The 25,467-nt window shown below is 62.2% G+C and carries 27 protein-coding genes, 1 tRNA gene and 1 pseudogene; 11 read left to right on the top strand and 18 right to left on the bottom strand.

Annotated elements, in window-relative coordinates; all coding sequences use genetic code 11:
- Positions 1–9: 9 nt before the first annotated feature.
- The 3 genes from NEI07_RS06925 to NEI07_RS06935 are packed head-to-tail and all read right to left on the bottom strand — an operon-like array spanning position 10 to position 1,612.
- Complete coding sequence (locus NEI07_RS06925; protein ID WP_256033627.1) at positions 10–309, bottom strand: acylphosphatase; 300 nt, start codon at positions 307–309, stop codon at positions 10–12.
- Positions 306–1,163, bottom strand: a complete 858-nt coding sequence (gene panC / locus NEI07_RS06930) for a pantoate--beta-alanine ligase (RefSeq protein WP_256033629.1) — start codon at positions 1,161–1,163, stop codon at positions 306–308. Before panC ends, NEI07_RS06925 begins: the two co-directional genes overlap by 4 nt.
- A complete protein-coding gene (locus tag NEI07_RS06935) occupies positions 1,160–1,612 on the bottom strand; it encodes a gamma-glutamylcyclotransferase family protein (protein ID WP_305123646.1) in 453 nt (150 codons plus the stop codon). The genes panC and NEI07_RS06935 overlap by 4 nt, the downstream gene beginning before the upstream one ends.
- Before the next feature lie 46 nt (positions 1,613–1,658).
- On the opposite strand from NEI07_RS06935, the gene NEI07_RS06940 reads away from it, so the two are divergent.
- Positions 1,659–1,748, top strand: a tRNA-Ser gene (locus tag NEI07_RS06940).
- Positions 1,749–1,870: 122 nt separating this feature from the next.
- Here NEI07_RS06940 and NEI07_RS06945 read toward each other — a convergent pair.
- A complete protein-coding gene (locus NEI07_RS06945) occupies positions 1,871–3,019 on the bottom strand; it encodes a copper resistance D family protein (RefSeq protein WP_256033632.1) in 1,149 nt (382 codons plus the stop codon).
- A gap of 470 nt (positions 3,020–3,489) precedes the next feature.
- Positions 3,490–3,942: a copper resistance CopC family protein gene (locus tag NEI07_RS06950; RefSeq protein WP_328516963.1), complete on the bottom strand. Its 453-nt coding sequence runs from the start codon at positions 3,940–3,942 to the stop codon at positions 3,490–3,492.
- 230 nt (positions 3,943–4,172) lie between these two features.
- Here NEI07_RS06950 and NEI07_RS06955 point away from each other — a divergent pair, with 230 nt between their 5' ends.
- Positions 4,173–4,973, top strand: coding sequence for an SDR family NAD(P)-dependent oxidoreductase (locus tag NEI07_RS06955; protein ID WP_256033634.1), 801 nt, complete (start codon positions 4,173–4,175; stop codon positions 4,971–4,973).
- 62 nt (positions 4,974–5,035) lie between these two features.
- Here NEI07_RS06955 and NEI07_RS06960 read toward each other — a convergent pair whose 3' ends face one another.
- From NEI07_RS06960 to NEI07_RS06970, 3 genes are all read right to left on the bottom strand, one after another.
- A complete protein-coding gene (locus tag NEI07_RS06960; RefSeq protein WP_256033635.1) occupies positions 5,036–5,551 on the bottom strand; it encodes a superoxide dismutase family protein in 516 nt (171 codons plus the stop codon).
- Between the two features lie 150 nt (positions 5,552–5,701).
- A complete protein-coding gene (locus NEI07_RS06965; protein WP_256033636.1) occupies positions 5,702–6,643 on the bottom strand; it encodes a phosphotransferase family protein in 942 nt (313 codons plus the stop codon).
- Positions 6,640–7,560 (bottom strand): Cof-type HAD-IIB family hydrolase, encoded by a 921-nt coding sequence (locus NEI07_RS06970; RefSeq protein WP_256033637.1) that lies wholly within the window; start codon positions 7,558–7,560, stop codon positions 6,640–6,642. The genes NEI07_RS06965 and NEI07_RS06970 overlap by 4 nt, the downstream gene beginning before the upstream one ends.
- Positions 7,561–8,183: 623 nt before the next feature.
- Here NEI07_RS06970 and katE point away from each other — a divergent pair.
- Positions 8,184–10,256, top strand: a complete 2,073-nt coding sequence (gene katE / locus NEI07_RS06975) for a catalase (protein WP_256033702.1) — start codon at positions 8,184–8,186, stop codon at positions 10,254–10,256.
- A 15-nt stretch (positions 10,257–10,271) separates the two neighbouring features.
- On the opposite strand, the gene NEI07_RS06980 is transcribed toward katE, so the two are convergent.
- Positions 10,272–10,394: a hypothetical protein gene (locus NEI07_RS06980; RefSeq protein ID WP_256033638.1), complete on the bottom strand. Its 123-nt coding sequence runs from the start codon at positions 10,392–10,394 to the stop codon at positions 10,272–10,274.
- Here NEI07_RS06980 and NEI07_RS06985 point away from each other — a divergent pair.
- Entirely contained in the window at positions 10,381–10,821 is a 441-nt protein-coding gene (locus NEI07_RS06985) for a hemerythrin domain-containing protein (protein WP_256033639.1), read from the top strand. The genes NEI07_RS06980 and NEI07_RS06985 overlap by 14 nt on opposite strands.
- 22 nt (positions 10,822–10,843) lie before the next feature.
- Here NEI07_RS06985 and NEI07_RS06990 read toward each other — a convergent pair whose 3' ends face one another.
- The 4 genes and pseudogenes from NEI07_RS06990 to NEI07_RS07005 form a co-directional block, all read right to left on the bottom strand.
- Positions 10,844–11,407, bottom strand: a complete 564-nt coding sequence (locus NEI07_RS06990) for a hypothetical protein (RefSeq protein WP_256033642.1) — start codon at positions 11,405–11,407, stop codon at positions 10,844–10,846.
- A gap of 126 nt (positions 11,408–11,533) precedes the next feature.
- Positions 11,534–12,454 carry an agmatinase gene (gene speB, locus NEI07_RS06995; protein ID WP_256033643.1) on the bottom strand — a complete coding sequence of 307 codons (921 nt, stop codon included), beginning with the start codon at positions 12,452–12,454 and terminating at the stop codon, positions 11,534–11,536.
- Positions 12,451–13,020, bottom strand: a pseudogene (locus tag NEI07_RS07000) (pyruvoyl-dependent arginine decarboxylase). The gene speB and the pseudogene NEI07_RS07000 overlap by 4 nt, the downstream one beginning before the upstream one ends.
- Before the next feature lie 103 nt (positions 13,021–13,123).
- A complete protein-coding gene (locus tag NEI07_RS07005) occupies positions 13,124–13,945 on the bottom strand; it encodes a cell envelope integrity EipB family protein (protein WP_256033644.1) in 822 nt (273 codons plus the stop codon).
- Positions 13,946–14,052: 107 nt separating this feature from the next.
- Between NEI07_RS07005 and NEI07_RS07010 the strand changes: the two genes are divergently transcribed.
- The 3 genes from NEI07_RS07010 (at position 14,053) to NEI07_RS07020 (ending at position 16,123) form a co-directional block, all read left to right on the top strand.
- A complete protein-coding gene (locus tag NEI07_RS07010) occupies positions 14,053–14,532 on the top strand; it encodes a RidA family protein (protein WP_256033645.1) in 480 nt (159 codons plus the stop codon).
- The gene (locus NEI07_RS07015) at positions 14,529–15,296 is read left to right on the top strand and encodes a glycerophosphodiester phosphodiesterase family protein (RefSeq protein ID WP_256033646.1); all 768 of its coding nucleotides are present in this window, start codon (positions 14,529–14,531) and stop codon (positions 15,294–15,296) included. The genes NEI07_RS07010 and NEI07_RS07015 overlap by 4 nt, the downstream gene beginning before the upstream one ends.
- 128 nt (positions 15,297–15,424) lie before the next feature.
- Positions 15,425–16,123, top strand: coding sequence for a tetratricopeptide repeat protein (locus tag NEI07_RS07020; protein ID WP_256033647.1), 699 nt, complete (start codon positions 15,425–15,427; stop codon positions 16,121–16,123).
- Positions 16,124–16,135: 12 nt separating this feature from the next.
- Here the strand turns inward: NEI07_RS07020 and NEI07_RS07025 are convergent, their stop codons facing one another.
- From NEI07_RS07025 to NEI07_RS07035, 3 genes are all read right to left on the bottom strand, one after another.
- Positions 16,136–17,701, bottom strand: coding sequence for a SulP family inorganic anion transporter (locus NEI07_RS07025; RefSeq protein WP_256033648.1), 1,566 nt, complete (start codon positions 17,699–17,701; stop codon positions 16,136–16,138).
- Between the two features lie 42 nt (positions 17,702–17,743).
- Positions 17,744–18,388, bottom strand: a complete 645-nt coding sequence (can, locus tag NEI07_RS07030) for a carbonate dehydratase (RefSeq protein ID WP_256033649.1) — start codon at positions 18,386–18,388, stop codon at positions 17,744–17,746.
- A gap of 240 nt (positions 18,389–18,628) precedes the next feature.
- Entirely contained in the window at positions 18,629–20,167 is a 1,539-nt protein-coding gene (locus NEI07_RS07035) for an NAD(P)H-hydrate dehydratase (RefSeq protein ID WP_256033650.1), read from the bottom strand.
- Positions 20,168–20,286: 119 nt separating this feature from the next.
- On the opposite strand from NEI07_RS07035, the gene NEI07_RS07040 reads away from it, so the two are divergent.
- Positions 20,287–20,802 carry a transposase gene (locus tag NEI07_RS07040; protein WP_256033651.1) on the top strand — a complete coding sequence of 172 codons (516 nt, stop codon included), beginning with the start codon at positions 20,287–20,289 and terminating at the stop codon, positions 20,800–20,802.
- Between the two features lie 17 nt (positions 20,803–20,819).
- On the opposite strand, the gene ypfJ is transcribed toward NEI07_RS07040, so the two are convergent.
- Together ypfJ and NEI07_RS07050 are read right to left on the bottom strand one after the other, a co-directional pair.
- Positions 20,820–21,713, bottom strand: coding sequence for a KPN_02809 family neutral zinc metallopeptidase (gene ypfJ, locus NEI07_RS07045; RefSeq protein ID WP_256033652.1), 894 nt, complete (start codon positions 21,711–21,713; stop codon positions 20,820–20,822).
- A 92-nt stretch (positions 21,714–21,805) separates the two neighbouring features.
- Positions 21,806–22,648 carry a TIGR00282 family metallophosphoesterase gene (locus NEI07_RS07050; RefSeq protein ID WP_123176775.1) on the bottom strand — a complete coding sequence of 281 codons (843 nt, stop codon included), beginning with the start codon at positions 22,646–22,648 and terminating at the stop codon, positions 21,806–21,808.
- A 122-nt stretch (positions 22,649–22,770) separates the two neighbouring features.
- Here NEI07_RS07050 and NEI07_RS07055 point away from each other — a divergent pair, with 122 nt between their 5' ends.
- From NEI07_RS07055 to NEI07_RS07065, 3 genes are all read left to right on the top strand, one after another.
- The gene (locus tag NEI07_RS07055) at positions 22,771–23,955 is read left to right on the top strand and encodes an aminodeoxychorismate synthase component I (protein WP_256033653.1); all 1,185 of its coding nucleotides are present in this window, start codon (positions 22,771–22,773) and stop codon (positions 23,953–23,955) included.
- A complete protein-coding gene (locus tag NEI07_RS07060) occupies positions 23,904–24,569 on the top strand; it encodes an aminotransferase class IV (protein WP_256033654.1) in 666 nt (221 codons plus the stop codon). Before NEI07_RS07055 ends, NEI07_RS07060 begins: the two co-directional genes overlap by 52 nt.
- Before the next feature lie 118 nt (positions 24,570–24,687).
- Positions 24,688–25,440: a hypothetical protein gene (locus tag NEI07_RS07065; RefSeq protein WP_256033655.1), complete on the top strand. Its 753-nt coding sequence runs from the start codon at positions 24,688–24,690 to the stop codon at positions 25,438–25,440.
- Positions 25,441–25,467: the final 27 nt, after the last annotated feature.

Below are 25,467 nucleotides of genomic sequence, written 5' to 3' on the forward strand. Positions count from 1 at the left end.
CTCTCCAACTCACGCGTCGGGGGCGACGGAAAATCCCGCGCCGCAAAACGCGACGAGCGCGGCTTCATCCGCCGGCTCCTCGCGCAGCGCGTCGACTCGCGCGAGCCGTGGACCCCGCCGCGCCGCATCGATAAGCGCGTCGAGCGCCGGGCGCGGCCCCGAGACGACCGACTCGACCGCGCCGTCACGCCTGTTGCGCGCCCAGCCGGTGAGATCGAGCGCCAGCGCCTCGCGCACGAGAAAGGCGCGATAGCCGACGCCCTGCACCCGGCCTTCGATGAAAAGACGTATGATCTCCCGATCGCTCATGATTGAATCGCGATATTGTCGATGAGCCGCGTCGCGCCGAGCTTCGCCGCGGCGAGCAGACGAATGGGACCATCCACGAGAGAGGCGACCGGGGCGAGCGTCTGCGCATGCCGCGCTTCGAGATAGTCGACCTCGAATCCGGCGGCGGCAAGCGCGTCCCGCGCCGCGCCCGTCGCAGCGCCGATGTTCTCGCCCTTCAGGATTTGCCGGGCCGCTTCGCTCATTTCGCCGTGCAATTCTTTTGCGCGCTCGCGGTCCTCGCGGGAGAGATAGACGTTGCGCGAAGACATGGCGAGGCCGTCGGCCTCGCGCAGGGTCGGCGCGCCGACAATTTCGGTGGCGATGTCGAGATCGCGCGCGAGACGCTTGATCACCAGAAGCTGCTGATAGTCCTTCTCGCCGAAGACCGCGACGTCGGCCTGCGCCTGATTCAGGAGCTTCGTCACCACCGTCGCCACGCCGGAAAAATGCGTCGGCCGAAACCGGTCTTCGAGGTCGGCGGTCGCCGGCCCCTCGAGCACGACTTTCGTCGAAAAGCCCGGCGGATAGATCTCCTCGACGGCAGGCGCGAAGACAAGATCCGCGGCGACGCTGCAAAGCTTCTCGACATCCGCCGCGAGCGTGCGCGGATAGCGGGCGAAATCTTCGTTCGGCCCGAACTGCGCCGGGTTGACGAAAATCGTGACGATGACGCGGTCCGCCGCCTGACGCGCCGCGTTGACGAGCGACAAATGGCCGGCGTGCAGCGCGCCCATCGTCGGCACAAGGCCGATGCGCTCGCCGGCGGCGCGGCGCGCGCGCACATAGCGGCGCAGTTCATCGACCGCGCCGACAATAGGCGTTTTTGCATTCATGATCGTCGCCCTGATTGCTGAGCGGAAAGCAAGCTCGATAGATAGTCGATATACTGGCCGGGCAGCGCTTGCGCCCGCGCCGCGGCGATGACCCCCTCGAAATAGCCGCGGGGCGCCGCGCCAAGATCGGGCCGAGCGCCGACATAGGTCAACGCCAGGACCGAGCCGACCGGTTGGCGCAGAATGGGCAAATTTTTCTTGGCGTAAAGACCATGGGCGACGCCTTCGTAGCGATCGAGCGCGGCGACGTCGCCGACCGCGACGTCCCACAGCACGCCATGAACGCTCATGCGGGGGTCCGTCGCGACGCTGACAAAGCCTGAAGGCATGAGAATTGTCCTGAAGCCGGCAAGCCGTCCCCGCCCGAGCAGACGCGAGCGCGGACAGCGACCCGCCATGGCGGCGGCGTCCATGTTGGAGCCATAGGCGAAGTAGAGCGGCACGCGCAAATCCGGGTCGCGAAAAAGACGACGCGTGCTATATCACGACGAACGCGGAAGGGTGGCCGAGTGGTTTAAGGCACCGGTCTTGAAAACCGGCGTGGGGGCGACTCCACCGTGGGTTCGAATCCCACCCCTTCCGCCAGTTCACTACCTAAGCAATTGAATTATAAATATTTTTATGTGTCGACACGTCTCTCGCCGCAACTCTGCGGAAGGCTTGCTGAGCGCTGTGCATCGGCTTTCTTAGGCTGCATCCGCTACCGGTCACTGCTCTCGGTAGAGCAGCAGCAAGAAGCCCGACAGCATGAATGCGACGGGCCAGACATAACCGCCTATTCGACCGGCGAAGGTGTCCGATAAACGTATTTCCAGCCAGCGCGCGCTTGCGGAGACAACCCCGAGCAAGGCGATCGGCGTATGGCTGATCGCGATCAGAACCTCGTCTTTGCCTTCCGTGTGTCCATAGTGGGTCAATAGAAACGCTGCCGCCGCGCCGGTTGTTATCGGGAAGACGAAGGCTGGCCAGTCGGATTTAAAGCGGCTTCGTCGAACCTGCCATTCGAATATCGCAAAGGTCGCAATGAGGACCGTGATGACTTTGTGCTGGACGATCTGAGGGTCGCGAAGACTTTCAAAGAACCCTATGGGTCCGAGGGGCCATGCGGTTTCATCGGCGCGAACCACCAGAATGCCGCCAAGCAATAAAAATAGCAGAGGCCAATGACGCACCATGGGCGCCGTTCGCCAATGGTGCTCAAGCAAGGCGAAAGCGCCCATAAGGATAACAAGAACGCCCGCCAAATGATGATTCATTTCCGCCCAGGCGATGTCCGCCGCGCTGGGTAAGCTGGGCGTTCCTGGTTCGGCTACGCTGGAGGCTGCGTGCGCAGCAGACAATTCGGCATACGCGGGACTATGGAAACTCGGCCAACGCGGTGCGAAACGAGCCGTGATCTCAGACAAACTCGTGCGCTCGGCGCCGCCGTCTGTTGGGAGCGACGCTGATGCGAGCGCGGCGGCGCAAAACAGCGTCACGAGGCCCAATCCCACCTCCACCTCAGCGAAACGCAATAATCTTCTGATCGGCGTGGAAGAAACGCGCCACAGTTTGCGCGCTGTCGAAAGATTAGCGGCGGCAAAGCAAAGCAAGCCAAACAGCAGCATGATTTTGGTGGTGAGCAGCATTCCGTAATTCGTTTCATACAACGCATTGAGATCCGACGTGTGGCGCGTCATCATCAACAGGCCGGCAATAATCAACGCCCCCACGGCCCACATGGCGTTTCGCGAGAATTTGGAGGCGATCAATCGCCGCGCCTCGCCGCTCTTCGTCATTGCGAGCGCGACCAAAAAGAACGGAATGCCGCCGATCCAGATCCCCGCTGCAAGCACATGCACGATCTCGGTCGCCACCAGCAACGCAGAAGCGACGGGGCGGCTCGCGGCGTGTGTCACGCCCACATGCGCACAAACCAGCAGCAACGCTAAAGCAACGGCGCCCCCCTTCCATCTGAAAAAGGCGCGGGCGTCGAGGCTGGCGATCAGCGCCAGCGCGCCCGACAGGATCATGGCGATGAAGTGACTGACGACGGCGTCGGCGCTGGCTGCGACCGCAAAATCCACCTGCAACGTTCCAACGAGCATCGCGGTCAGTACGCCCACGGCAACGATCTCGCCGAAGACCGAAGCACAGCAGCTCCAAAAAAGAATACGAAGGCAACGTCGCGCAATTGGCGACTCCTCGGCGTCTAGTTTCCCGTCAAGAGGGGACAGAACGAGCGTCAGAAACGCGACGCCGCCAACGACGATCGCTTGCGTCGCGAGGAGATATGCGCGCAGCACGAGGTCCAAGAAACCGTACAACGCGATGAAGGATTGCATTGTCAGCGTTCCACGCGAAAATTCAGCCTGCCTTGCGTCAGGTGGCCGTCAAGGCTCAGTATTTGCCATTCGAGCGTATAAGCGCCCGACCGCAAGTCCGGCGCTCTCGCTTCTAGGCCCTCTGATGCAGAGCTCGTTTCGAGAGGCTGAACGACGCTTTGATCTGCGGCCTTGAGAAGCGTGAGACGCGACAGCTTCGAGTCGATGCGACTATTGAACCGAAGCTGAATGACGACTTCGCCGCTTGGAACCGTTGCGCCATCGCGAGGCGAAGCCGAGATCAGAGACGCATGAGCGAGGCAGGGAGCGCGCACAAGCGCGAACGCTAGGATAAGCGACAGAAGAAAAGGTAGTTTTTTCCGTACGATCATAGCGAGCCCCAGTTGAAAACCAGCGCCTTCGGCCGTCAATGTCATTGCATCTAAGTCACGCGCGTATACCGGCAAGCGGTGCATCGCCGATGCCGCCTCTTCGAAGCATTTAGCGCCGAAAGCGCGCGCCCCTACCCTGCAGGTTGTTCGCCCGGTCGCTTCTCGCTGTTGATGCTGATGCGGACCTTTGTCGTCGCCTTAGAGCAGGCTTGATAACCGACGAACGAAAGGAAAAATGCGCGCGCCTATTGTCGATGTCGATGGGGGAACCAGTTCAGAAATAGGTTGTATGTATCCCCTAAAAGGAGAGCGTTATGGATCATACTTCCAGCGGCCGTCCGCTTGCGGTCGTTACCGGCGCTTCAGTCGGCATCGGCTTCGAACTGGCGCAAGTTTGCGTCGTCAATAACTTCGATGTCGCCATCGCATCCAACAAGGCGCGCATATATGACGCCGCCGCAAGTCTCGAAGCGCGAGGCGCTCGCGTTGTCGCGATTGAAACTGATCTTTCGACGATCGAAGGGGTCGATCGGCTTTATGACGCAGCTCAGCAATTCGGCCGGCCCGTTGACGTCCTCATCGCCAACGTGGGCATTGGACTGGGCAAAGCCTTCCTCGATCAGGATTTTCAAAAGGTTCGTCATGTCATCGACACCAACATCACCGGAACCGTCTATGCGATCCAGAAATTTGGCCGCGACATGCGAAACCGAAATTCTGGGCGCATTCTGATCGTTGGCTCAATCGCCGGCATGGTGCCGGGAACCTTCCAGGCGGTTTACAATGGCACCAAAGCGTTTCTCGACAATTTCGCTTTCGCGCTGCGCAACGAACTGAAGGACACCACCGTTACGGTTTCCTTGCTTATGCCGGGCGTGACCGAGACGGACTTTTTTCGCCGGGCCGACCTGCTGGATACGCGCCTCGGGCAGGCCAGGAAGGCGAATGCGGCTGACGTCGCGCGTGACGGCTTCGACGCGATGATGCAGGGTCAGGCGCGAGTCGTCAGCGGATGGAGGAACAAGATTTCCGCGACCTTCATACAAGCGATGCCCGCGACCTTCCTCGCCAAACAGCATCGCAGGATGGCCAAGCCGCATTCAGCGCGGCGCTAGCGGCTCACGCCCAGCCGGGCCGAGCGCTCGCGCGCTCTTGCGCCACGCGAGCAGCGCCGACGCTACTTCAACACGGCGCAGGCGACGCGCGCGCCGGCGCCGCCAATCGGCTGCGACATGTGGTCGTCGGGGCTCGCATGCACCACGACCGCCGATCCGTCCGCGTCTAGGAGATTGATCTTACCGCCGCTCAAGGACGCGCCGTCGATGAACATTTCCGCCTGCGCGGAGCCATCGGAATATGCATAGACATTCGGCAGATCCGCCGGGTGCGGCCCCTTGGGATTGAGGAACCCATGTTCGGCATTTGACGGATTTATATGGCCCTTCGAATGCATGAATTTCTCGATGTCGGAGCAGTCGCCAACTTCATGTAGATGGATGCCGTGCCAGCCCGGCGCGAGCGCGGCCGGCCGCAGCATGACGCGAAGAACGACGCCACGCGGCCCCTGTTTGACCTCGATGGAGCCTATCCCCTTCCCTGTGTTGTCGATGACGTCGGCGGTTCGCTCCTCCGCGCTTGCAAAGCCCGTCATGAATGCGATTGATACTAAGGCGATGACAAGTTTGTCGAACATGTTTTCCTCTCACGTCTTCGCGAACCGGCGACGCTACGGTCTGTTGGGGTCGGACGGCGCTTTGCAGTCAGCGACGCAGCATGCGCGACGTCGCCGCGTCGCAGGATATCTGGCGCGCCAGCACAGTTCCAGGCTCTCCATGAATTTTGGTCAAAGCGAATATAGATCCAGCGCCCCAGACAAGCGCGTGCGATATTGTTCAAGGCGAGCTTTGTCTTTTTCCGCTGCGGCCTGCTCCACATAGGGCGCGTAATTGATGAGGTTGATCGCCTTAACAATCGGCGCCATTTCGCGGATCTTCTCCTCCGTCAGTCCATAGCCCATCAGAAATTCCTGCTTGGCGTCGACCGAGAGATCATGAAGCGCCATCGACAGATCCCAATAGGGCGCGACATTGGAGGCGCAGCATTCCCAGTCGATCACGGCCGTGATCGCGCCAGAGGCGTCGGCCACCACGTTCTTTAGCCGCATGTCGCCGTGGTTGAGGACGGGCGAAGGGTCCCAGCGCTCCATGTCGCGAACGACCGATCTCAGACGTTTAAGCTGGCCGGCGTCCAGCATCTGCTGCGTATCGAGCAGGTCGACGCGCGCTTCAATTTTCAATTCGCCGTGCAGATACTCCTTCCAGGTCTCTTTGCGCGAGAGCGTATTGTCCGACCAATCGAAGGTTTGCCCAAAGCCAGATGTCTTCACCGAGTGGATAAGAGCGGTCAGACGTCCCATCTCCCGCAGAATCGCGAGGCGTTCGGGATGATGCGTCGCTTCCTGCCCCTCGACCTTCGGCAACACCATATAAGGCATGCCGATGATGTCGGCGCCGACCTCGAGAATTTTCGCGGTCGGCACGCCAGCCTCGCTGGCCTTGGCGATCGCCCATTGCTCCTTGAGATAATCCTTTAATTTGTCAGGGGTCGTGTTCATGCGGACGATGAAATCGCCTTTGGCATGACGGACCTCGAACACGAAATTGGTGAGGCCGCCGCCGCGCGCCACGATGCGCTTTGGTTTTGACCCGAGGTGATGCTCGATAATTTTGCCCGCGTTGGATCGCGCCTTGCGCAGCGTGACCGGCGTTTCTTGCGCAGCAGTCATTGCAGCGACTCGCTCTCCAGCCCGCCAAGGCGAAACAGCAGTTCGCCAAGCTCCTGGGAGCTTTCAATCTTCACCGTCCGCAGCAGACCCTTATATTCCAGATCACGCGATCCGACATGGACGGCAAGGCCAACGCCGGAAAGAAATGAATCCATCGGCGTGTCGCCGCAGCCGACAGAGGCCTGCAGGTCGACGCCGAGCCGCTCCGCAATGGCGCGCACGCCGAACAATTTGTCGACGCCCTTGCGCGTCGCGAAGTTCGAGCGCTTGACGTGCTGATAGGCCATCAGGCGATCCTGCGGGGCTTCGACGAGCAGAAACATCATGCAGACGTCCTGGGCCATCAAGGACTCGCGAAGATCATCCACCGAGAGGCAGACGATCGACGACGCGCTCGTGTATTTTGCCTGAAGATGGGGGATTTTCTCCCTGACAGGCGTCCAGATCGTCTCGCCACGCGTCCAGTCACGCGTGTAATAGAAGATAAGTAGCTCATCGACGCCATTCTCAAGCAGCCCGCGCACGCCCGTCAGCACCTCGTCAATTTCCAGCGGCTCAAGCGGAAAAGCATCGAGTTCCTCGAAGATGATGTCTCCAGCCGCATCTTCTCTAAGATAGCCGACGACGCCGCCGTTGAGCGAGACGAGCGGCAAGGGCGCATTGGTGATCGCATACCACTCGCGTCCGAAGGTGCGGATGACGTTCAGCGGAAACCGCAGCGTGTTCAGCACAATGGGGCGGCCAAGATCATTGAGGCGCTTCAAGCCGCAAGCGACCGGCTCAGGGATAACGATACGGCCTTCAAACTCGTGCACCGCAGTTCCGTCAAGGTCGGTTATGAGCGCTCCCGCTCCGGTGAAATTGGTCTCCGCCAAAAACGCCCTGAGCTCTTCGTCGATATGCTCCCTAAGCGCCATTCCCGGTCCTCCATTCTCTGTCGCCGCTTTTCGTCCTCACACAAGCAGCGAGCTTTCGTATCGAGACAGAAGACATGATGATCGCGCCTGCTGTAATCAGATGAGAGTCGACAGGTCGGCGTGCGCTTGACGGCGGACACTCCGTCCTATGTGGCGCCGATGCGCTTAAGCGACAGCCCCTATTCCTAAAATCCTTCGCGCACGATCACGCGCGAAGATTACGTTCGGCCGGCCCCACTCGCACACCGGACGGGCTGGCGCTTCTTGCGCAAACATTCTTTACGGCAAACATCTCGCCGCCCAGCGTCATTTTGATTTGAGCTGCGTCGTCAGTGAAAAAACTTGCAAGTTTTTGGCGGGCGGGACCTTCCCCGCATCAAACGTCTTCGAAGCTCTGCGCTTCTGACACTGTGCGCTTTAATTGGCTCAGAGAATTTTTCCTGCCCGGGAACAAGTCGGATCGCCTGAGGTTTCGCTCACGTGCGCGCTCGCGTCGTGGGTCGCTTCTTCGGAGTTTTCCTATGGGGTCAAAACGCAAACCGTCGTCCTTCGGCGAATCCGCCATGGCGAACGCTGGAAAGAGCCAAGCCGCGCAGCCCGATCTTGCCGCGGCCGAGACTGAGATGTCTTACGCGCAGCCGCAAGGCGACGGCGGTGAAACGCACCAGACCGCCAACGCCGCGGTTGAGACGCTCACGACGCAGCAGGGCATTCCCGTCTCCGACGACCAGAATACGCTTCGCATTGGCGCGCGCGGTCCGAGCCTCATCGAAGACTTCCATTTTCGCGAGAAAATCTTCCACTTCGACCACGAGCGCATCCCGGAACGCGTCGTTCACGCGCGGGGATTCGGCGTGCATGGCTATTTCGAACTCACGAAGTCGCTCGCAGACATGACGCGCGCCGATCTTTTCCAGCGGGTCGGCGAGCAGACGCCGGTGTTTGTGCGGTTCTCGACCGTAGCCGGCAGCAAGGGATCCGCCGATCTCGCGCGCGACGTGAGAGGCTTCGCGGTAAAGTTCTATACCAAGGAAGGCAATTGGGATCTCGTCGGCAATAACATCCCGGTGTTCTTCATTCAGGATGCGATCAAGTTTCCGGATTTGATCCACGCGGCGAAGCCTGAGCCGGATCGCGGCTTCCCCCAGGCGCAAACGGCGCATGACAATTTCTGGGACTTCGTTTCGCTCTCGCCGGAAAGCTTTCACATGATCATGTGGATCATGTCGGATCGCGCCATTCCGCGCTCCTTCCGCTTCATGGAAGGCTTTGGGGTTCACTCTTTCCGTTTCATCAACGCAGAAGGCAAGTCGACGTTCGTCAAGTTTCACTGGAAGCCGAAGCTCGGTCTGCAATCGGTGCTCTGGAACGAAGCGGTGAAGATCAATGGCGCCGATCCCGACTTCCATCGGCGCGATCTGTGGGACGCCATCAAGGGCGGCCATTTCCCGGAATGGGAGCTCGGTCTTCAGCTCTTTGACGACGCATTCGCCGAACGTTTCGAGTTCGACATTCTCGACTCGACCAAAATTATTCCGGAAGAACAGGTTCCCGTGCAAATCGTCGGGCGCCTTGTGCTCGACCGAACCGTGGATAATTTCTTCGCGGAAACCGAACAGGTCGCCTTCTGCACGCAGAACATGGTTCCTGGCATCGATTTCAGCGACGATCCGCTGCTCCAAGGCCGCAATTTCTCCTACCTCGACACCCAGTTGAAGCGGCTCGGGAGCCCGAACTTCACCCATCTTCCCGTCAATGCGCCGCGATGTCCGATGGCGCATTTCCAACAGGACGGGCATATGGCGATGAAGAATCCCAAGGCCCGCGCCAATTACGAGCCCAACAGCTGGGGCGCGCTCGGCGGACCGCGCGAAAATCCCGAGCGCGGATTCACGTCGTTCCCGGAGGAGGTCGCCGGGCCAAAGACGAGACTTCGCTCCGAAAGCTTCGCCGATCACTACAGCCAGGCGCGGCAATTCTTCATCAGCCAGGCGCCGATCGAGCGCAAACATATCGGCGACGCCCTCACCTTCGAACTGAGCAAATGCGAGCGCCCGGACATTCGCGCGCGAGTCGTGTCGCATCTCTTGAACATCGACGTTGCGCTCGCGACGCGCGTCGCCGACGGCTTGCGGCTTGAAATGCCGGATCCGGCGAAGGCCGCGCGCCCGACTCGGCAAGAGCTTCCCCCGTCCGCGCCGCTGAGCATTTTGGCGCGTCCGAAATCCTTCGCGGGGCGCAAGCTCGGGATTCTCGCGACGGATGGCGCTGACGCGAAGCTGTTAAAGGCGCTGATCGAGGCCGTCGAAAAGATTGGAGCGGTTTACGAGATTGTCGCGCCCCACATCGGCGGCGTGGTGCTTGACGACGGCGCGATGCAGCCGGCCGCGCAAAAGATCGACGGAGGACCGTCGGTGCTCTACGACGCCGTCGCTATCGTCGCCTCGGAGACCGGCGTCGCCGATCTCGTCGGCGACGCCGCCGCGCGCGATTTTGCAAGCGACGCCTTCGCGCATTGCAAGTTCATCGGCTTCACCCAGAGCGCGACGCCGCTGCTGGAGAAAGCCGGCGTCGCCGACGCGCTGGATGAAGCATGCATTCAGCTTGCGACCGTCAAGGACGCGGCCGCGTTCGTCGCGGCCTGCGCCGAACTTCGTTACTGGCCCAGAGAACTGACGGTCGATCTCGATGCGTGATGCGGTCACGTCAAGTCAACAACCGCGCAACAGGAGAACCAAAATGCCAACGGCGAGCACAAGCGGCAGCACGAAACGGTCGAAGTCCCACACGGGCGCGAAGACATCGGCCAGCGCGTCCAAAATGGCGGACGCCATCAAGCTCCTCAAGGAGGACCACCGGGAGGTGAAGACCTGGTTCAAACAGTATGAAAAGCTCGAAAAAAAGGCGGAGAAGGAAGATCTCGCCCGAAACATTTGCGCGGCGTTGACCGTTCACGCCAAGATCGAAGAGGAGATCTTCTATCCGGCGCTGCGCAAGCACATAGACGACGAAGAGCTTCTCGACGAAGCCGAAGTTGAGCACGCAAGCGCCAAACAGCTCATCGCGGAAATTCTCTCGATGTCGCCGCAAGACCATCTCTTCGACGCAAAGGTGAAGGTGCTTGGCGAATACGTCATGCACCATGTCCAGGAAGAAGAGCAGGAAATCTTTCCCGAGGCGCGCAAGAGCGAGGTCGATCTCGACGCCTTGGGCGTCAAGCTATCCAAGCGTAAAGCCGAACTGATGAAAAAAGCGGCCTGATCGCGGCCGCCTCGAAGCACATTCACGCCGCCGCGGCGGGCACGTCATGCGCATGCACGTCGCGGCCAGAATGTTGGGCGATGATGCGCTTGGCGGTCTCCTCGAGCGCTGCGTTACGCGTTCGCACCCAGAGCAACAAGCCGCCATGGTCAAGTTGCTCCTGCAGATATTTCGCGTGACGCTCTTCCATGAACTCGCCAAGCACGACGCCGATGAGGCCGCCAAATTCCGCGCCGATTAGGCCGCTCACGAGAAGCATCGCGAGGGCGCCGCCTGACGCGAGCGCCGCGCCGGCCGCCACGGTGGCGCCGACGTAGACAAGACCGCCAATGATCGCGCCCTCTTTCTTGCTCAAGGACTCCCTTGGCGCATAGGCCACGCGCGGGGCGGCGCCGTCGTCTTCGGCGGCCTCGACCTTTGTATATTTATGGCCGAGCTTGCCGACGATCGCCTTTTCACCCGCAAGCAGGCTGATGTCGCCGAGATCGAACCCCGAATTCACCAATTCCTCGACAGCGCTCTCGAGCACATAGCCGTCCGAGAAAACGCCGACCACCTCTCGCGCCCGCCGCTCCGCACTAGACATGCCGCCCTCCCCTAGCCTTGCACGCCTCGATCCGCTTCGAAGCGGCCCGCCGCATCGCGGCTGTTCAGGGCAGAGTGCTGCCGAACGCCGGCCCTTGGCAAGAGACGCGTTGACGCTGGCGAGGAGCTAAGGAGATCGCGCGGCGGACCGAGACGCACCGGCCGAGGCCGCCGACAGGCAGAGGTATTCCCAGGCCATCGTCGCGCCGGCGAGCGCGGTGATTTCGGAAATGTCATAGGCCGGCGCCACCTCGACGACGTCCATCCCGACAAGGTTCAGATCACCGAGCTTGCGGATGATCGCCTGCGCCTGCCAAGTGGCCAGGCCGCCGATTTCCGGCGTGCCGGTCCCCGGGGCAAAGGCCGGATCAAGCGCGTCGACGTCGAATGTCAAATAGACCGGGGAGTCGTCGACGACGTCGACGATCCGCGAGGCGATCGCCGCCGGCCCAATCTCATGCGCCTGCTGTGCGGCGATGATCGTGACGCCTTGTCCAAGCGTCCAGTCGTAGACTTCGCGTTGCACGGGCGAGCGAATGCCGATCTGAATCATGCGGCGCGCATCGACAATGCCTTCATTGATCGCGTGATAGAACATCGAGCCATGCGCATAGGGCTGGCCGAAATTATCGGGCCAAGTATCGACGTGGGCGTCGAAATGAATCAACGCCAGCGGGCCGCGTCTTCTCGCGCAGGCGCGCAAGAGCGGCAGCGTGATTCCATGATCGCCGCCAAGCGTCACGAGATGCGCGTAGGCTGAGGCCTGCTCCTCGATGAGCTTGAGACTTGCGGCGATATCGCCCAGCGCGATGGCGAAATCGCCGACGTCAGCGAGCGGCAGATCGACGGGCGACGTCCAGTGCGCGGGGTGCTCGCCGTCGATCAACATACGGCTCGCGTGACGAATCGCCGACGGCCCGAAGCGCGCGCCGCTGCGGTTGGTTGTGCCGATGTCGAATGGGACGCCGGCGACGACAATCGCCGCGTCAGCACGCGGGGCGACGCCGAGGAAGGTCGGCGGCGCGGCGAATGTCGGCGTCCCACTCATGGCAAACCATCGAGTTTGACGAAACGGAACACCGCCGCGGCGACCGCGCAGGTCCACTCGCCGTTCGGAGCGCCTTCGGCCGCCGCGGTCAAAGACAGGCTCTCGACGATCAGTTCGCTTGTCTCATAAACCTTCTTGCGCTCGTTCCAGGCGGCGTCAGGATCGAATTCGATCCCGAGCGTCGAAGCGAGCATCGTCGCCGCGAGATCTTCCGCATGATCGCCGCTCTCGCGCTCCGTCAAGCCATAGCCGTGATGTTCCGAAATATAGCCGTAGAGCGTCGGCTCCTTTGGCCGCGCGAGGCCAATGCTTGCAGTGACGCGCCGTCCGGGCTCGTCGGTCTCGGCGCGCGCAAGCACCGTAAAAGTGATTTCGCCAGGCTGAAGCGTCGCGACGCCCCGCTCCACCGGAACGACTTCGCATCCCGCCGGCAGAATGGACGACACCGCCACGAGATTCTACTGTTCGATGTCGGCGTCGCGCAGCGCATATTCGAACGCCGTCAGACGATGACGATGAACGCCGACGCCGCGCGTGAGAAAGACGCATTGCGGAATGGGAAACATCGAACGCGCTCCTGGCAAAAACCGCAACGCTTCAATTAGGACAAGCGGGCGAGACTGCCACGCGAATTGGCGGACGCTCCTTAAAACCAACAGCAGGCCACGCTTATTTTTTGCAGGCCGGCGTCGGCTGCAAGACGAGATCCGTCATGTCGCCGCGCAAGACGAAGTCGCCATAGTCGAGTTTCAACGCGCGCGAGACGCCGTTTTCATAAAGGTCGAAGGACAGCACATAAATCGGCTGCCCGTCCTTTTTGCCTAGGTCAAAATAGGAAATCGCCACCGGCCAGCGACGGATGTTGTTGAGCGCATCCAAGCGCGCGACCTTTTCCTGGGGCGGCTCGGTCGTCGGCTTGCCAATGACCGTTAAGGTATCAAACGCCTTCTCGCCGTCTCCCGTGCCGTCGAAGACCCGCGCTTCAAGCAGCTGTTCACCGGCCGCGGCCGTTTCCACGATCTTGCGCAAATGTTCCGTCGGAAAGAGCATCGGACCGGCGAGCTCCAGTCGCGTGCGCTTGGGCTTTGCAAGATCGATGGCAAGCCGGGCGTCGGCGGATTTTTTGGCCATTCCGTCGACTTCATCGGTCCGCGAGTTGTCGACTTTGGTCTCCACCTTGAAGCGAAAGTCCGCGCCGTCGCCGCCCTCGAATGTCGCCGAACGCATGTCGGAGAGCTTGGCCGCCCCTTCCGAGGGCTGCAATTCGGTGATCTGGCGAAAATTCTGCACATAGCCCTCGCAGGCCGAACCGGAAAAGTCGAAAGCGATCCGGCCGCGCGCCTGCGCCGGCGCCTTCGCGCCGCTCGATTTCAACAGGCTCAGATCATAAACGGCGCGATGATTGGCGAGCGGCAATGCGCGCTCGGCGAACGCCTGGCCGACGGGCGTCGCCGCGCAGATCGCGGCGGCCAGCACGCGTAACGAAATCATTGGACCTCTTTCTGTGTGGCGGCGCCTGGACGCCATTGCGTCGCGTGGAGTAGGAAACTAGGGTCGCGCGTCATTGGGAGCAACGACTTTCTCTTTGAAGAGGCGCTATGACCGCATCGTCCGACACCCCGCTCGCGCGGCTGAAAGAGCTGGGACTGACGCTGCCCGCCGCGGCCGCGCCGGTCGCTAACTATGTTCCTTTTGTGCGCACCGGCGCTTTACTGTTCATATCGGGACAGCTGCCGCTCGGCTCCAATGGCGTCGACCCGGCGCATCAAGGCAAGCTCGGCGCTGGCGTTTCGCTTGAGGCGGGGCAATCCGCCGCGCGTCAGGCGGCGCTCAACGTCCTCGCCCAAGCCAACGCCGCCACCGGCGATCTTGCGAAATTGCGCGCCGTGCGGCTCGGCGGCTATGTCAACAGCGCGCCCGACTTCGCTTCGCTGCCGCAAGTCGTCAACGGCGCTTCCGATCTCGTCGCGGCCGTGCTGGGCGCGAATGGCAAACATGCGCGCTTCGCCGTGGGCGTCGCGCAATTGCCGCTCGACGCCGCTGTCGAAGTGGAAGGAATCTTCGAGATTCTTCCGTGAACCCCCGTGATTTTTCGTGGCTGACGGCGCGGCCGATCGCGCACCGCGGACTGCATGACGCCCGCAAGGGCGTGATCGAAAATTCGATTTCGGCCGCCCGCGCGGCGATCGCCGCCGGCTTTGGCGTCGAATGCGACGTGCAACTCACAGCCGACGGCGAACTCGTCGTATTTCACGACGAGACGCTGGAGCGCCTGACCGAAAGCGCCGGGGCTGTCGCGATGCGCAGCGCGAATGAGCTCAGTCGTCTGAGGCTGCGCGGCGCCAGTGACGCCATTCCCACGTTTTCCGAGTTTCTCGCGGCTATCGCTGGGCGAACGCCGATCATTGTGGAAATCAAGAGCGCCTTCGATGGCGACACTGCCGCGGCGCAGCGCACGGCGCAGGCGTTGGCGCGTTACGAGGGGCCAGTCGCCATCGAAAGTTTCGATCCCGATCAGATCGCGTTTCTTCGCGCGCGCGCCGCGGCGCTTGGGATCGCGCATCGGCCGCTCGGCATCGTCGGCGAGGCGCATTACGACGCGGATGATTGGCCGCAGCTGTCCACCGCGCAGCGCGCGGAGCTCACGCACTTTCTGCACTACCAGCGCACGCTGCCGGATTTCCTGTCTTGGCGCGTGCGCGATCTTCCGCACGCCATTCCCCTGCTGTTGCGCGACGCGCTCAAGATTCCCGTAACGACCTGGACCGTGCGTTCGCCCGAGATAGCGGCGCGGGCGCGAGAATGGACCGATCAGATCGTCTTCGAGGGCTTCTCGCCATAAGCGTTCCAATCGCGCGGCCTGTGCGCCGCCGCATCCGCCCAAGCGCCAATTCTTGTTAGCAGAGCCGATCGGGCGCGACATGAATCACAAATGGAGCGCGCCCCTCGATCGACGGGAGCCACATCGCCATGCGCCAGCGCAGATGCTCGTTTCGCCTTGTGCTAACAATTGGAATAGCGGCGCTCCTGGGAGTCGGCGCAGCCGTCGCCGACGTGAAAGACGGATCCTTCGACGCCGATGGCGCCCGCCGCGCAACAGGCGAAATGGATCGCGACAAGACGCTGCAATCCAGCGCCCGCGCCTGTCCGGCGGACGTTTTCCGTAAGGAAGCCTCGCTTGGCGGATTGCTCCTGGGAGATGAAGCGGTCACGCGCGATCACTGCGCAGCCCGCCCTGAGGAATGCTATCAAGCCTGCATTGGTAAGCGCAGCGGCGAACACTGCTTCCGGTTGGCGCTCGCGTTTCAGGAGAATGAAAGCGTCATCGCGCCGCGCTACGCGCAGCTCATGTTCGCAATGGCCTGTGCGCTTGGCAAGGCCTCCGGCTGCACCAACCGCGCCGCGCATATGCGCAACGCCGCCGAAGAGGGCGATCCGCTCGAGTCGCTGTCGGCAAAGGCCAATGAGCGCTGTCAATTTCGCAGCTTTAAGATCGCCTGCGACAAAAGCGATCATTGGGGATGCGCTATGCTCGGACAGGCGTACCGCAACGGCGAGGGCGTAAAGAAAAGCGTTGCCCTCGCGCGTCGCTACTACAGGAAATCCTGCAGGCTCGACTCAAAATTCGCCGCCTGCGATTTTTCCCGCCGCGCGCTGAGATCAATGTGACTCGCCGCGGCGCTATTCTGCGGGGACCAATCCGTTGACCGGCTGCAGGCCCCGCATTTCCTTGAGTTCAACGCGGATATTGTAATCGCTCGCAGCTTTGATGAAATCCTGAATCGTCTCCATGATGTCCTGATCGATAAAGCCGGCGCGCGTGCCGTCGATCACCAGATAGCTGTCTTCCTCGACATCCTCGAGGAAGTTGCGCAGCTGCGCCTTATTGAGGAAGGATACATCCTTTTGCAGGCGTAGCAGGTAGTTCCGGCCGTCGCGCGTGAGCGTGAACGCGGAGTGGTAATTCGCGCGCAACACGAAGAACAGGCCCACGGCCATGCCGATCGCCATGCCCTTGAGGAGATCCGTCGAAAGAATAGCGCCGACCGTCACGGCGAAGGGCGCGAACTGGTTGAAGCCCTTGTCATATTGCTGAACGAAGAGCTTCGGCTTCGCGAGTTTGTAGCCGGTCAGGAGCAGCACCGCAGCAAGACAGGCGAGAGGAATCATGTTGAGCACGCTCGCCAGGAACATCGCGCTGAGCAACAGCAGCACGCCGTGGACAAAGGACGCCACCTTGGTGTGCGCGCCAGCGTCGATGCTGGCGGAGCTGCGCACGATCACTGCAGTGATCGGCAATCCGCCCAACAAGCCGCTCAGGAAATTACCGACGCCCTGGGCTTTGAGTTCCTGATTGGTCGGCGCGATGCGCTTGAGCGGGTCGAGCTTATCGACCGCTTCGAGACTCAGCAGAGTTTCAAGGCTGCCGACCAGCGCCAAAGTGGCGGCCGTCACATAGATCTGGACATCGATCAGCCGCGTAAAGTCCGGAAAGCTGAACTCCCGCGCGAAATCGATCGGTCCAAAGATGGCCGGAAGATTGACGAGATGCTGCGGCGCGATCGCCAAAGAGGGAAACAGCGTCTGAGCCGCGATGTTATAGGCGACGCCAAACAACACGGCGACCAGCGGACCGGGCGCGAGCGAAAGGTAGCGATGCTTCTTGATGTAGGGCGTATCCCAAAGGAGCATGATCGCGAGGGAGACGACGCTAACGATCACCGCTCCCGTCGAAAAGGAGCGAAAGGCGTCAAAGATAAAGGAGAGACGCGTGTGGCTGTCGTCTTCGAGGAACGACAAGTCAGCTTCCGCGTCGGCGTCGTAGCCAACCGCGTGCGGCAATTGTTTCATGATCAGGATCAACCCGATCGCCGCGAGCATGCCCTTGATGACGGCCGACGGAAAAAACGCGCCGATGACGCCCGCCCGCAGAAAGCCCATCCCCAATTGCAGGAGGCCCGACAGCGCCACCGCAAGCAGCATGGCGTCGAAGCCGAGTTTTTCGGCCGCGGTCGCGACAATGACGGTCAGGCCTGCGGCAGGACCCGAAACGCTCAACTGCGAACCGCTAATCAAGGAGACGACGAGCCCGCCGATGATCCCCGCGATAATTCCCGAAAAGGGCGGCGCGCCGGAAGCAACCGCAATGCCGAGGCACAGCGGCACCGCGACGAGAAACACCACGACCCCCGCCGGAATGTCATGATCGAGGTAGCGGACGTAGTAGTCGAGATGTCTCCTGAACACGCCTGAATTCTCCTTATTGGCGGTTTTATGCCGCGCGGTCGGTTAGAAATCCCCGCCATGTTGCTGATAGATGACGTCGACGTCGCTGCCCGGCGGCAGCGTGATGAGCTCATGCAGGATCCCATCGTCGAGCCCGAACACCCAGCCGTGCAGCATCGGCCGCTGATCTTCCTTCCAGGCGGTCTGCACAATGGAAAATTGCGACAGACGCATCACTTGCTCGATGACATTGATTTCGACGAGCCGATCGGCGCGTTCTGTCTGAGAGTTGAGAGCGTCGATCTCTTCTCTATGCATCCGATAGATGTCTTTAATATGCATCAGCCATTTATTGAGCAGCGACAACTCGGGGCGCTGTCGGTCAAGGGCGGCGCGAACGCCGCCGCAATTATAGTGACCGCAGACGATGACGTGCGGAACTTTGAGCACCTGCACAGCGTATTGGATGACGCTGAGACAGTTGAAGTCCGTGCAGATCACCTGATTGGCGATATTGCGATGCGCGAAAATCGCGCCCGGCAGCGCGTTGACGATAATGTCGGCGGGCACGCGGCTGTCGGAGCAGCCGATCCACAGGAATTCGGGCTTCTGATCGGCCGCGAGACGCTCGAAATAGCCGGGATCGCGCTCACAGACTTCCTCGGCCCAGGCTTTGTTCTCAAGCAACAGTTTTTCGAAGGATTTCATAAGGCCCGTTTTTCTTTCAGCTGTCGCCTCAAAAGCGGTCTGTTGCGACAGCGATGTGACAGCAACGAAGCCGCTCGTAACAAGAGCGCGAACTAAGGCGATCATCCTCGGCGTCGAGCGCCCTCGCTCAAGCAGGGGCGAGTCTACGAAGCTCTTGAGGTCACGACAAGTCCGCGAACTCGTCCTCGCATAGGGCCACGCGCGCGAAACGGACAAGAGAAAACCGCTCGCTTCGGCCGCCTATTTTTGTTGCGCCGCGCAGAGCTCCCGCCACACCTGCGGCAACGTGGCGATGATATCGTCGGCGATTAGACCGGGACCAAAAATCTCGGCGGCGCGCGCATGCATCCAGGCGGCGCAGGACGCCGCGAGGAAGCCGTCCATGCGCTGCGCCAGCAAGCCGGCGATAACGCCGGTCAAGACGTCGCCCGAGCCCGCCGTGGCGAGCCAGGGCGTCGCATAAGGAAGGATGGAGGCGCGTCCATCGGGCGCGGCGACGACGGTATCCGCTCCCTTGAAGAGCACAACCGCGCCGCTGGCGCGCGCCGCCTCACGCGCCTTGTCGAGTTTCGAGCGGCAGCTGCAATCGCTCTCGCAAGCGGCGAAGAGCCGTGCGAATTCGCCGGCGTGCGGCGTCATCACCACTGGACCCGGCGCAGCGCGCGTTGCGCGCCACAGCCGCTCTGGATAGCCGGCGAAGCTCGAGAGCGCGTCCGCGTCGAGGACCGCGGCGCGGCGATAGGCCTGCGGCGCAAGCGCCGTTTCGACCTGTGCGCAGCTTTCCTCGCTGACGCCTAGCCCGGGACCGATGGCGACGGCATTTTTGCGCTCGTCGGAGAGAACCTTGGCGAGGCCCTTCGCGCCGTCGGCCGGCCGAACCATGACCGACGTGAGCGCGCTGGCGTTGACCGCAAGCGCTTCAATTGGGCTGGCGAGCGTCACGAGACCCGAGCCGGCGCGCAAGGCCGCCGCCGCCGAAAGCCGCGCGGCGCCTGTAAAGGAGGCTCCGCCCGAAACGACCAGCGCATGGCCGCGCGAATATTTGTGGCCCTCGACCTGCGGCAGGGGCAGCGCGGCGCGCCAGAGCTGCGGCATGTTGACGAAAGTCTCAACGGCGAGCGAATCGAGCGCGGAGGGTCGAATGCCGATATGCGCGCAAGTGAGCGCGCCGCAATGCAGACGGCCGGGCAACAGCAGATGGCCGGTCTTCACGCGAAAGAAGGTGACGGTCGCGTCGGCCTCCACCGCCGCGCCGCGCACCGCGCCGGTCGTCCCGTCAACGCCGCTTGGAATATCGACGGCGACGACGTTCTGGCCGCTTTCGCGCCGCCAGCGATTCAAGCGGCGGACGAGCGCGCTGGCGTTCGAATCGAGATCGCGCGCGAGGCCCGTGCCGAACAGAGCGTCGATAACGAGATCGACGCCGTCGAAGCTGCAGTCGAGCGCTGACGTGACTGGGCAGGGCCAGGCGGCGGCCGCTCGCGCCGCGTCGCCGCGCAATTGGTCGAGCGGGGTCAGGGAGGCGACGCGGACTTTATAGCGCTGCGCGCGCAGCAGCCGCGCCGCGACGAAGCCGTCGCCGCCATTGTTGCCCGGACCGCAGAGCACCAAGACCCGCCGCCCGCTGGTGCGTTGAAGAATTTGGCTGGTCGCACGCGCGATCGCCGCGGCGGCGCTCTCCATCAGCGACATCGCCGGCACGCCGCTCTCGATCGTCAGGCGATCGGCGCGAGCCATTTGATCCGTCGTGAGGATTTCGAGCGGGAAGGCGGAGGGCATGGCGCGATGGTGACCGAAGGCCGCCGCCCGCGCAATGGGCGCCGCTCACAAGATGGACGCCGCGCCCGGTAATAGGGCGCCGCATTCCGCCGCGCCCCGGTTTCCGCTATGTCAGCGACATGCTGACCGCCGCGCTGATCGCCTTCGACTCTCCCCGCGCCCCGCTGCGCCGGGAGGCCGTGGCGCGCAGCCTCGGTTCGCTCGTCGAGTCGTGCGTCCAAGGACTGATTGCCGACGCTCTGATCCTCGCCGCGCCGGGACGAGGCCTGGACGGGATCGCCGATGAAGCCGGCTGCGCGCTGATCGAAGCGCCGCACGCCGCCGAGGGCCTGGCGCAGGCGCTGAAAGCGGCGCGGCGCGACCATCTTCTCCTTCTGCTGGCGGGGTTCGCCGTGGAGCGCGGCTTTGCCGAGGAAGCGCAGGATTTTTTCGCCTATGGCGACGCCAGCCGCGCCCGAACGATTCGGCTGGCGCCCGATTCGTTGATCACCCGCCTTGCGCCGGCCCTGGCGCGTCCGGTCGGGCTCATTGCGCCAAAGAGCGCGCTCTCATCCGCCGAAGGCGCGGATCTGGCGCAACTTGTGCGAAAGATGCGGGGCGCCGATCTGACGACCCGCGCCCGCCGCGTCCTGTAGGCGCAGCGTCCGGCCGATCAGCGCGCGAATGTATTGCAGGCGTCGATGCTGCCCGTGCGCAAGCCTTTCAGCAGCCACTGCGTGCGCTGCGCCGCCGAGCCATGCGTAAAGCTATCCGGCACGACATAGCCGCGCGTAGCCCTTTGCTGCCGGTCGTCGCCGATCGCCTGCGCCGAAGCGACGGCCTGCTCAATGTCGCCTTCCTCGAGAATGGGCTTCTGCTTGTTGGCGTTGTTGGCCCAGACGCCGGCGAGGCAATCGGCCATCAGCTCCGCGCGCACCGAAAGCGCATTGGCTTCCGAGCGGCTGCCTGCCATTTGCTGCGCCCGCTGGATCTTCGGCAGAATGCCCATGAGGTTCTGAATGTGATGGCCCATCTCGTGAGAGATCACATAGGCGTAGGCGAAATCGCCGCCGCCGCCGAAGCGCCGCTGCATGTCGCTAAAGAAGGACGTGTCGAGATAGATGCGCTGGTCGAGCGGACAATAAAACGGCCCCATCGCCGCCTGCGCCGCGCCGCAGCGCGACTGGGTGTAGCCGCTAAAGAGCACGAGCCGCGGCGGCTGAAAGCGCACGCCCTTTTGCTCGGGAAGCACCTGCGACCAGATCTGCTCGTTGGAGCCGACCACCTTCGCGACGAAACGCCCCATTTGATCGGTCGGCGCGCTTTGCCGCGGCGCCTCTTGGCGCGGCAGCGCCGCTTCGCGCTCCTGGCGCATATTGTTGATCATCTGTGCGCCGCCGATGAGAATCGCAGGGTTGACGCCGAGCGCCCAGCCGATCAGTCCAAGGATCACCATCGTGCCAAGGCCGATGCCGCCTCCGCCCATGCGAGGCCCGCCCCCCATCATCGGTCCGGGGCCGCGACGATCCTCGATATTGTCCGACGACTGGAGATCTTCCCATTTCATATTCGCGCGCTCCGGGGCCCGCGCCCGGGGGCGCTGCTCGATGGGCTATTTAATTGAGCTTACTGCCTCTGGGTAGAGCGGCCCTCGGCGGCTCACGACGCGTCCCATTCTTTCGGCCACTCTTCCCGCAGCCGGCCGCCGAGCCGCACCGGCGAGATCATGGTCGCCAGTCCGTCGGCGCCGATTTCGGCCGCCACGCCGCAGAAGGTCGCCTCGCCATTCGCCGGCTCATAGCGCGCGCCGGGCGTCTTGCGCAGGAACCGGCGAAGCGGCTCCTCCTTGTCCATGCCGACGACGGAGTCGTAATCGCCCGTCATGCCCGCGTCCGTCTGATAGCCGGTGCCTCCAGGCAGAATCTGCGCGTCGGCGGTCGGCGTATGCGTGTGCGAGCCGACCACCACGGACGCGCGGCCGTCGACGAAATGCGCCATCGCCATTTTCTCGCTCGACGCCTCGGCGTGCATGTCGATAAAAATGGCGTCGCATCCCACGCCAAGCGGGCAGGCGCCCAGCTCGCGCTCGATGGCGGCAAAAGGATCATCGAGCGCGTCCATGAAGACGCGGCCGATCGGATTGACGACGAGCACCTGCTGCCCGCGCGCCGCCGTATAGAGGCCGGCGCCGCGTCCCGGCGTTCCCGGCGGATAATTGACCGGGCGCAGCAGCCGCGGCTGGCGTTCGATGAAGACCAGCGCCTCGCGCTGATCGAAGGCGTGATTGCCGAGCGTGACGCAATCGACCCCAAGGCCGAGCATTTCCTCACAGATGGCTTCGGTGATGCCAAAGCCTCCAGCGGCGTTCTCGCCATTGGCGACGACGAAGTCGAGCGCCCATTTTTCGCGCAGCCGGGGGACAAAGCGCGACAAAGCCGCGCGGCCCGAACGGCCCAGAACGTCGCCGATGAAGAGGAAGCGGAGCGGCGCGGATGTCGACATAGGCCGTCATAGCCCGCGCGGGCAGCGAGAGCAAAGCGGATGGGAGGTTGCGCGACGATGCGGCGTTTCATAACTGGAGACGGCTGATGTAACATCACATTCCATTGCGAGCCCCGCCAAAAATGCAAGACGCCGCCGAACGCCCCGCCGTCCTGACGCAAAAAGACGCGCCGGCGCGGCCTTACGTCGTTTTCGAGGACGGCCGCAGCGACGGACAGGCGCTGCTGTTCGAGGAGCCGGAGGAGATCATCGTCGCGCGCGCGGCGAAAGACGTCGCGGCGGCGTTCGAACGCATGGAGGCGGCGACAAGGCGCGGCCTCTACCTCGCCGGCTATGCCGGCTACGAGCTCGGCTATGCGCTGGAGCCCAAATTCGCCGCTCAAGCGACGCCCAACGCGCGCACGCCGCTGCTCCTCTTTGGCGCGTTTCGAGCGCCGCGACCCTGGTCGCTGCCGCCTGCCGAGAGCGCGGCGCCGAACATTCCGCTTTCCCCTGCCTGGACTCAGGAGGAGTACACCCAACGATTCAACAAGTGCCGAGACTATATTTTCGCCGGCGACGTTTATCAGATCAATCTCACCTTCCCGATGTACGGACGCTATGACGGCGATGCGCTTTCGCTTTATCGCGGTCTGCGCAAGCGCCAGCCGGTCGCTTATGGCGGCGTCGTCGCGCTGGAAGCCGAAACCGTCGTCTCGCTCTCGCCGGAAGTATTCTTCGAGGCGCAGGATCGCGACATTCGCGCCCGCCCGATGAAAGGCACCGCACAGCGCGGCGTGATGCCGACCGAAGACATGGCGCGCGCGCAATATCTCGTCGAAGACGAAAAATCCCGCGCCGAAAATCTGATGATCGTCGACCTTCTTCGAAACGATCTATCGCGCCTGGCCCTCGTCGGCACGGTGAAAGTGACGGATCTTTTCACCATCCAGACCTATCCGACGCTGCATCAGATGACGTCGGGCATCGAGGCGCGGCTGCGCGACGACGTGACGCTGAAGGATCTGTTCACCGGGCTTTTCCCGTGCGGCTCGGTGACCGGCGCGCCGAAGATCCGCGCGATGGAGATCATCCGCGATCTCGAATGCGCCGCGCGCGGCGTCTATTGCGGGGCGCTCGGCGTCATCGCGCCTGATGGCGACATTCGTTTCAACGTCGCGATCCGCACGCTCACCATTTTTCCGGAAGGCGACCTCGTTTGCAATGTCGGCTCCGCCGTCGTCGCCGACTCCCGCGCGCGCGAAGAGTATGAGGAATGTCTGATCAAGGCGCGCTTTCTGACGGGCGCGAGAACGACTTCGGCCTGATCGAAACGCTGCTGTGGACGCGCGACGAAGGCTTTCGACTCCTGCCCGAACATCTCGCGCGGCTTGCGGCGTCGAGCGCCGCGCTCGGCTTCGCCCATGACGAGGCGCGAGTCCGGAACGCGCTGAACGCCGCTGTCGTGGGGGCGTCGAGCGGGCGCCTTCGCGTGCGGCTGGTCCTTGCGCGCGAGGGAACGATCGAAACCAGCGTCACGCCGATCGAGCCGATTCCGCCCGATGCCGTCTGGCGCGTCGCCGTCGCAAAGCGGCGCTTTTCCTCCGCCGATCCGCTGTTGCGGCACAAGACGACGCGGCGCGCGCTCTATGAAGACGCGCTCACTGATGCGGCGCAGCGCTGCGGGGCCGATGAAGTTCTCTTTCAAAATGAGCGCGACGAACTTTGCGAAGCGGCGCGCTGCAACCTCTTCGCGTCTCAGGGCGAGATTTTGCTGACCCCGCCGCTCTCCAGCGGCCTGCTGCCCGGAACGCTGCGCGCCGCGCTAATCGCGCAAGGACGCGCCCGCGAGTCGATCCTGCGGCTCGAAGATATTTCGGGGTCCGAGTTTTTTCTCGGCAATTCGGTGCGCGGGCTCGTTCGCGCGCGGCTTATCGAGTGACTGCCGAGGCATATTCGCCGGACTTATTCTCAGACGTGGCAAAGAGGAAAATTTTACAGCGCAATCGTCAACCGGTGGTCGGCAAGCGACGCGAACGGAGTCGTGATAGAGACGAATGATGAAATTACTAGCCTCTGGGGCATCTTATCTTCTTGCGTTGGCTGCTCAAATGAGCGGCTATATAGATCAAGGGATTGCTGTTTTTCTAGCTGTGCTGGGAACGATCATGTTGATAGTCTCAGCAGCGGGTTATGCGCGTCGGTTTAATAGCCGCCGCCTTTCCGAAGGAAAGTTCGGTTTGCACGCTTGGCATTTTTTCGTCGTTGGAAGTTTCGGCACTGCCCTCATGCTCCTTATCACCATGGGAGCTGCCGGACTCATAATTTGGAACGGACAGGGCATAGGCGGTGCTGTAGACAACTCAAAAAAGGCGACGCAAGACGAGGGACCTCTACAGTTTTTCTATAATACAACGCTCGAAGGCGGCCCGTTATCGGGTAGAAATGTTTACTCGATGAGATTTCATGGAACGAACGCATCTCAACGAGAAGTCCGACTGGTTTCGGCAGCTATCCGATCGGCGTTAAAGGGTACCGAAATATCTTTGGAAATCATCGCAGAACGTGAAATTCTTGAAATCGGTGCAATAAATTTGATACCTCCCGGCGCACCCATTGAACTAATTGCAAAATTTAACCCGCCCGAGGGGCTCACGGAACAAGATTTCCTTTCCACATGGGCTAGGTTCAATCTTGTCATAAGAGACGACACCAAAGAATATCGGCTGCCCTTTAACGAGGCCAGCATACAAGCATTCTTTCCGGGGATGGTTGGACCCCATGTGACGAAGAAAGTGGTAGGAGGGAATTAAGTCGAACTTGGTCTCCTCAAATTCGAT

The organism is Methylocystis suflitae (assembly GCF_024448135.1).
Taxonomy (GTDB): Bacteria; Pseudomonadota; Alphaproteobacteria; order Rhizobiales; family Beijerinckiaceae; genus Methylocystis; species Methylocystis suflitae.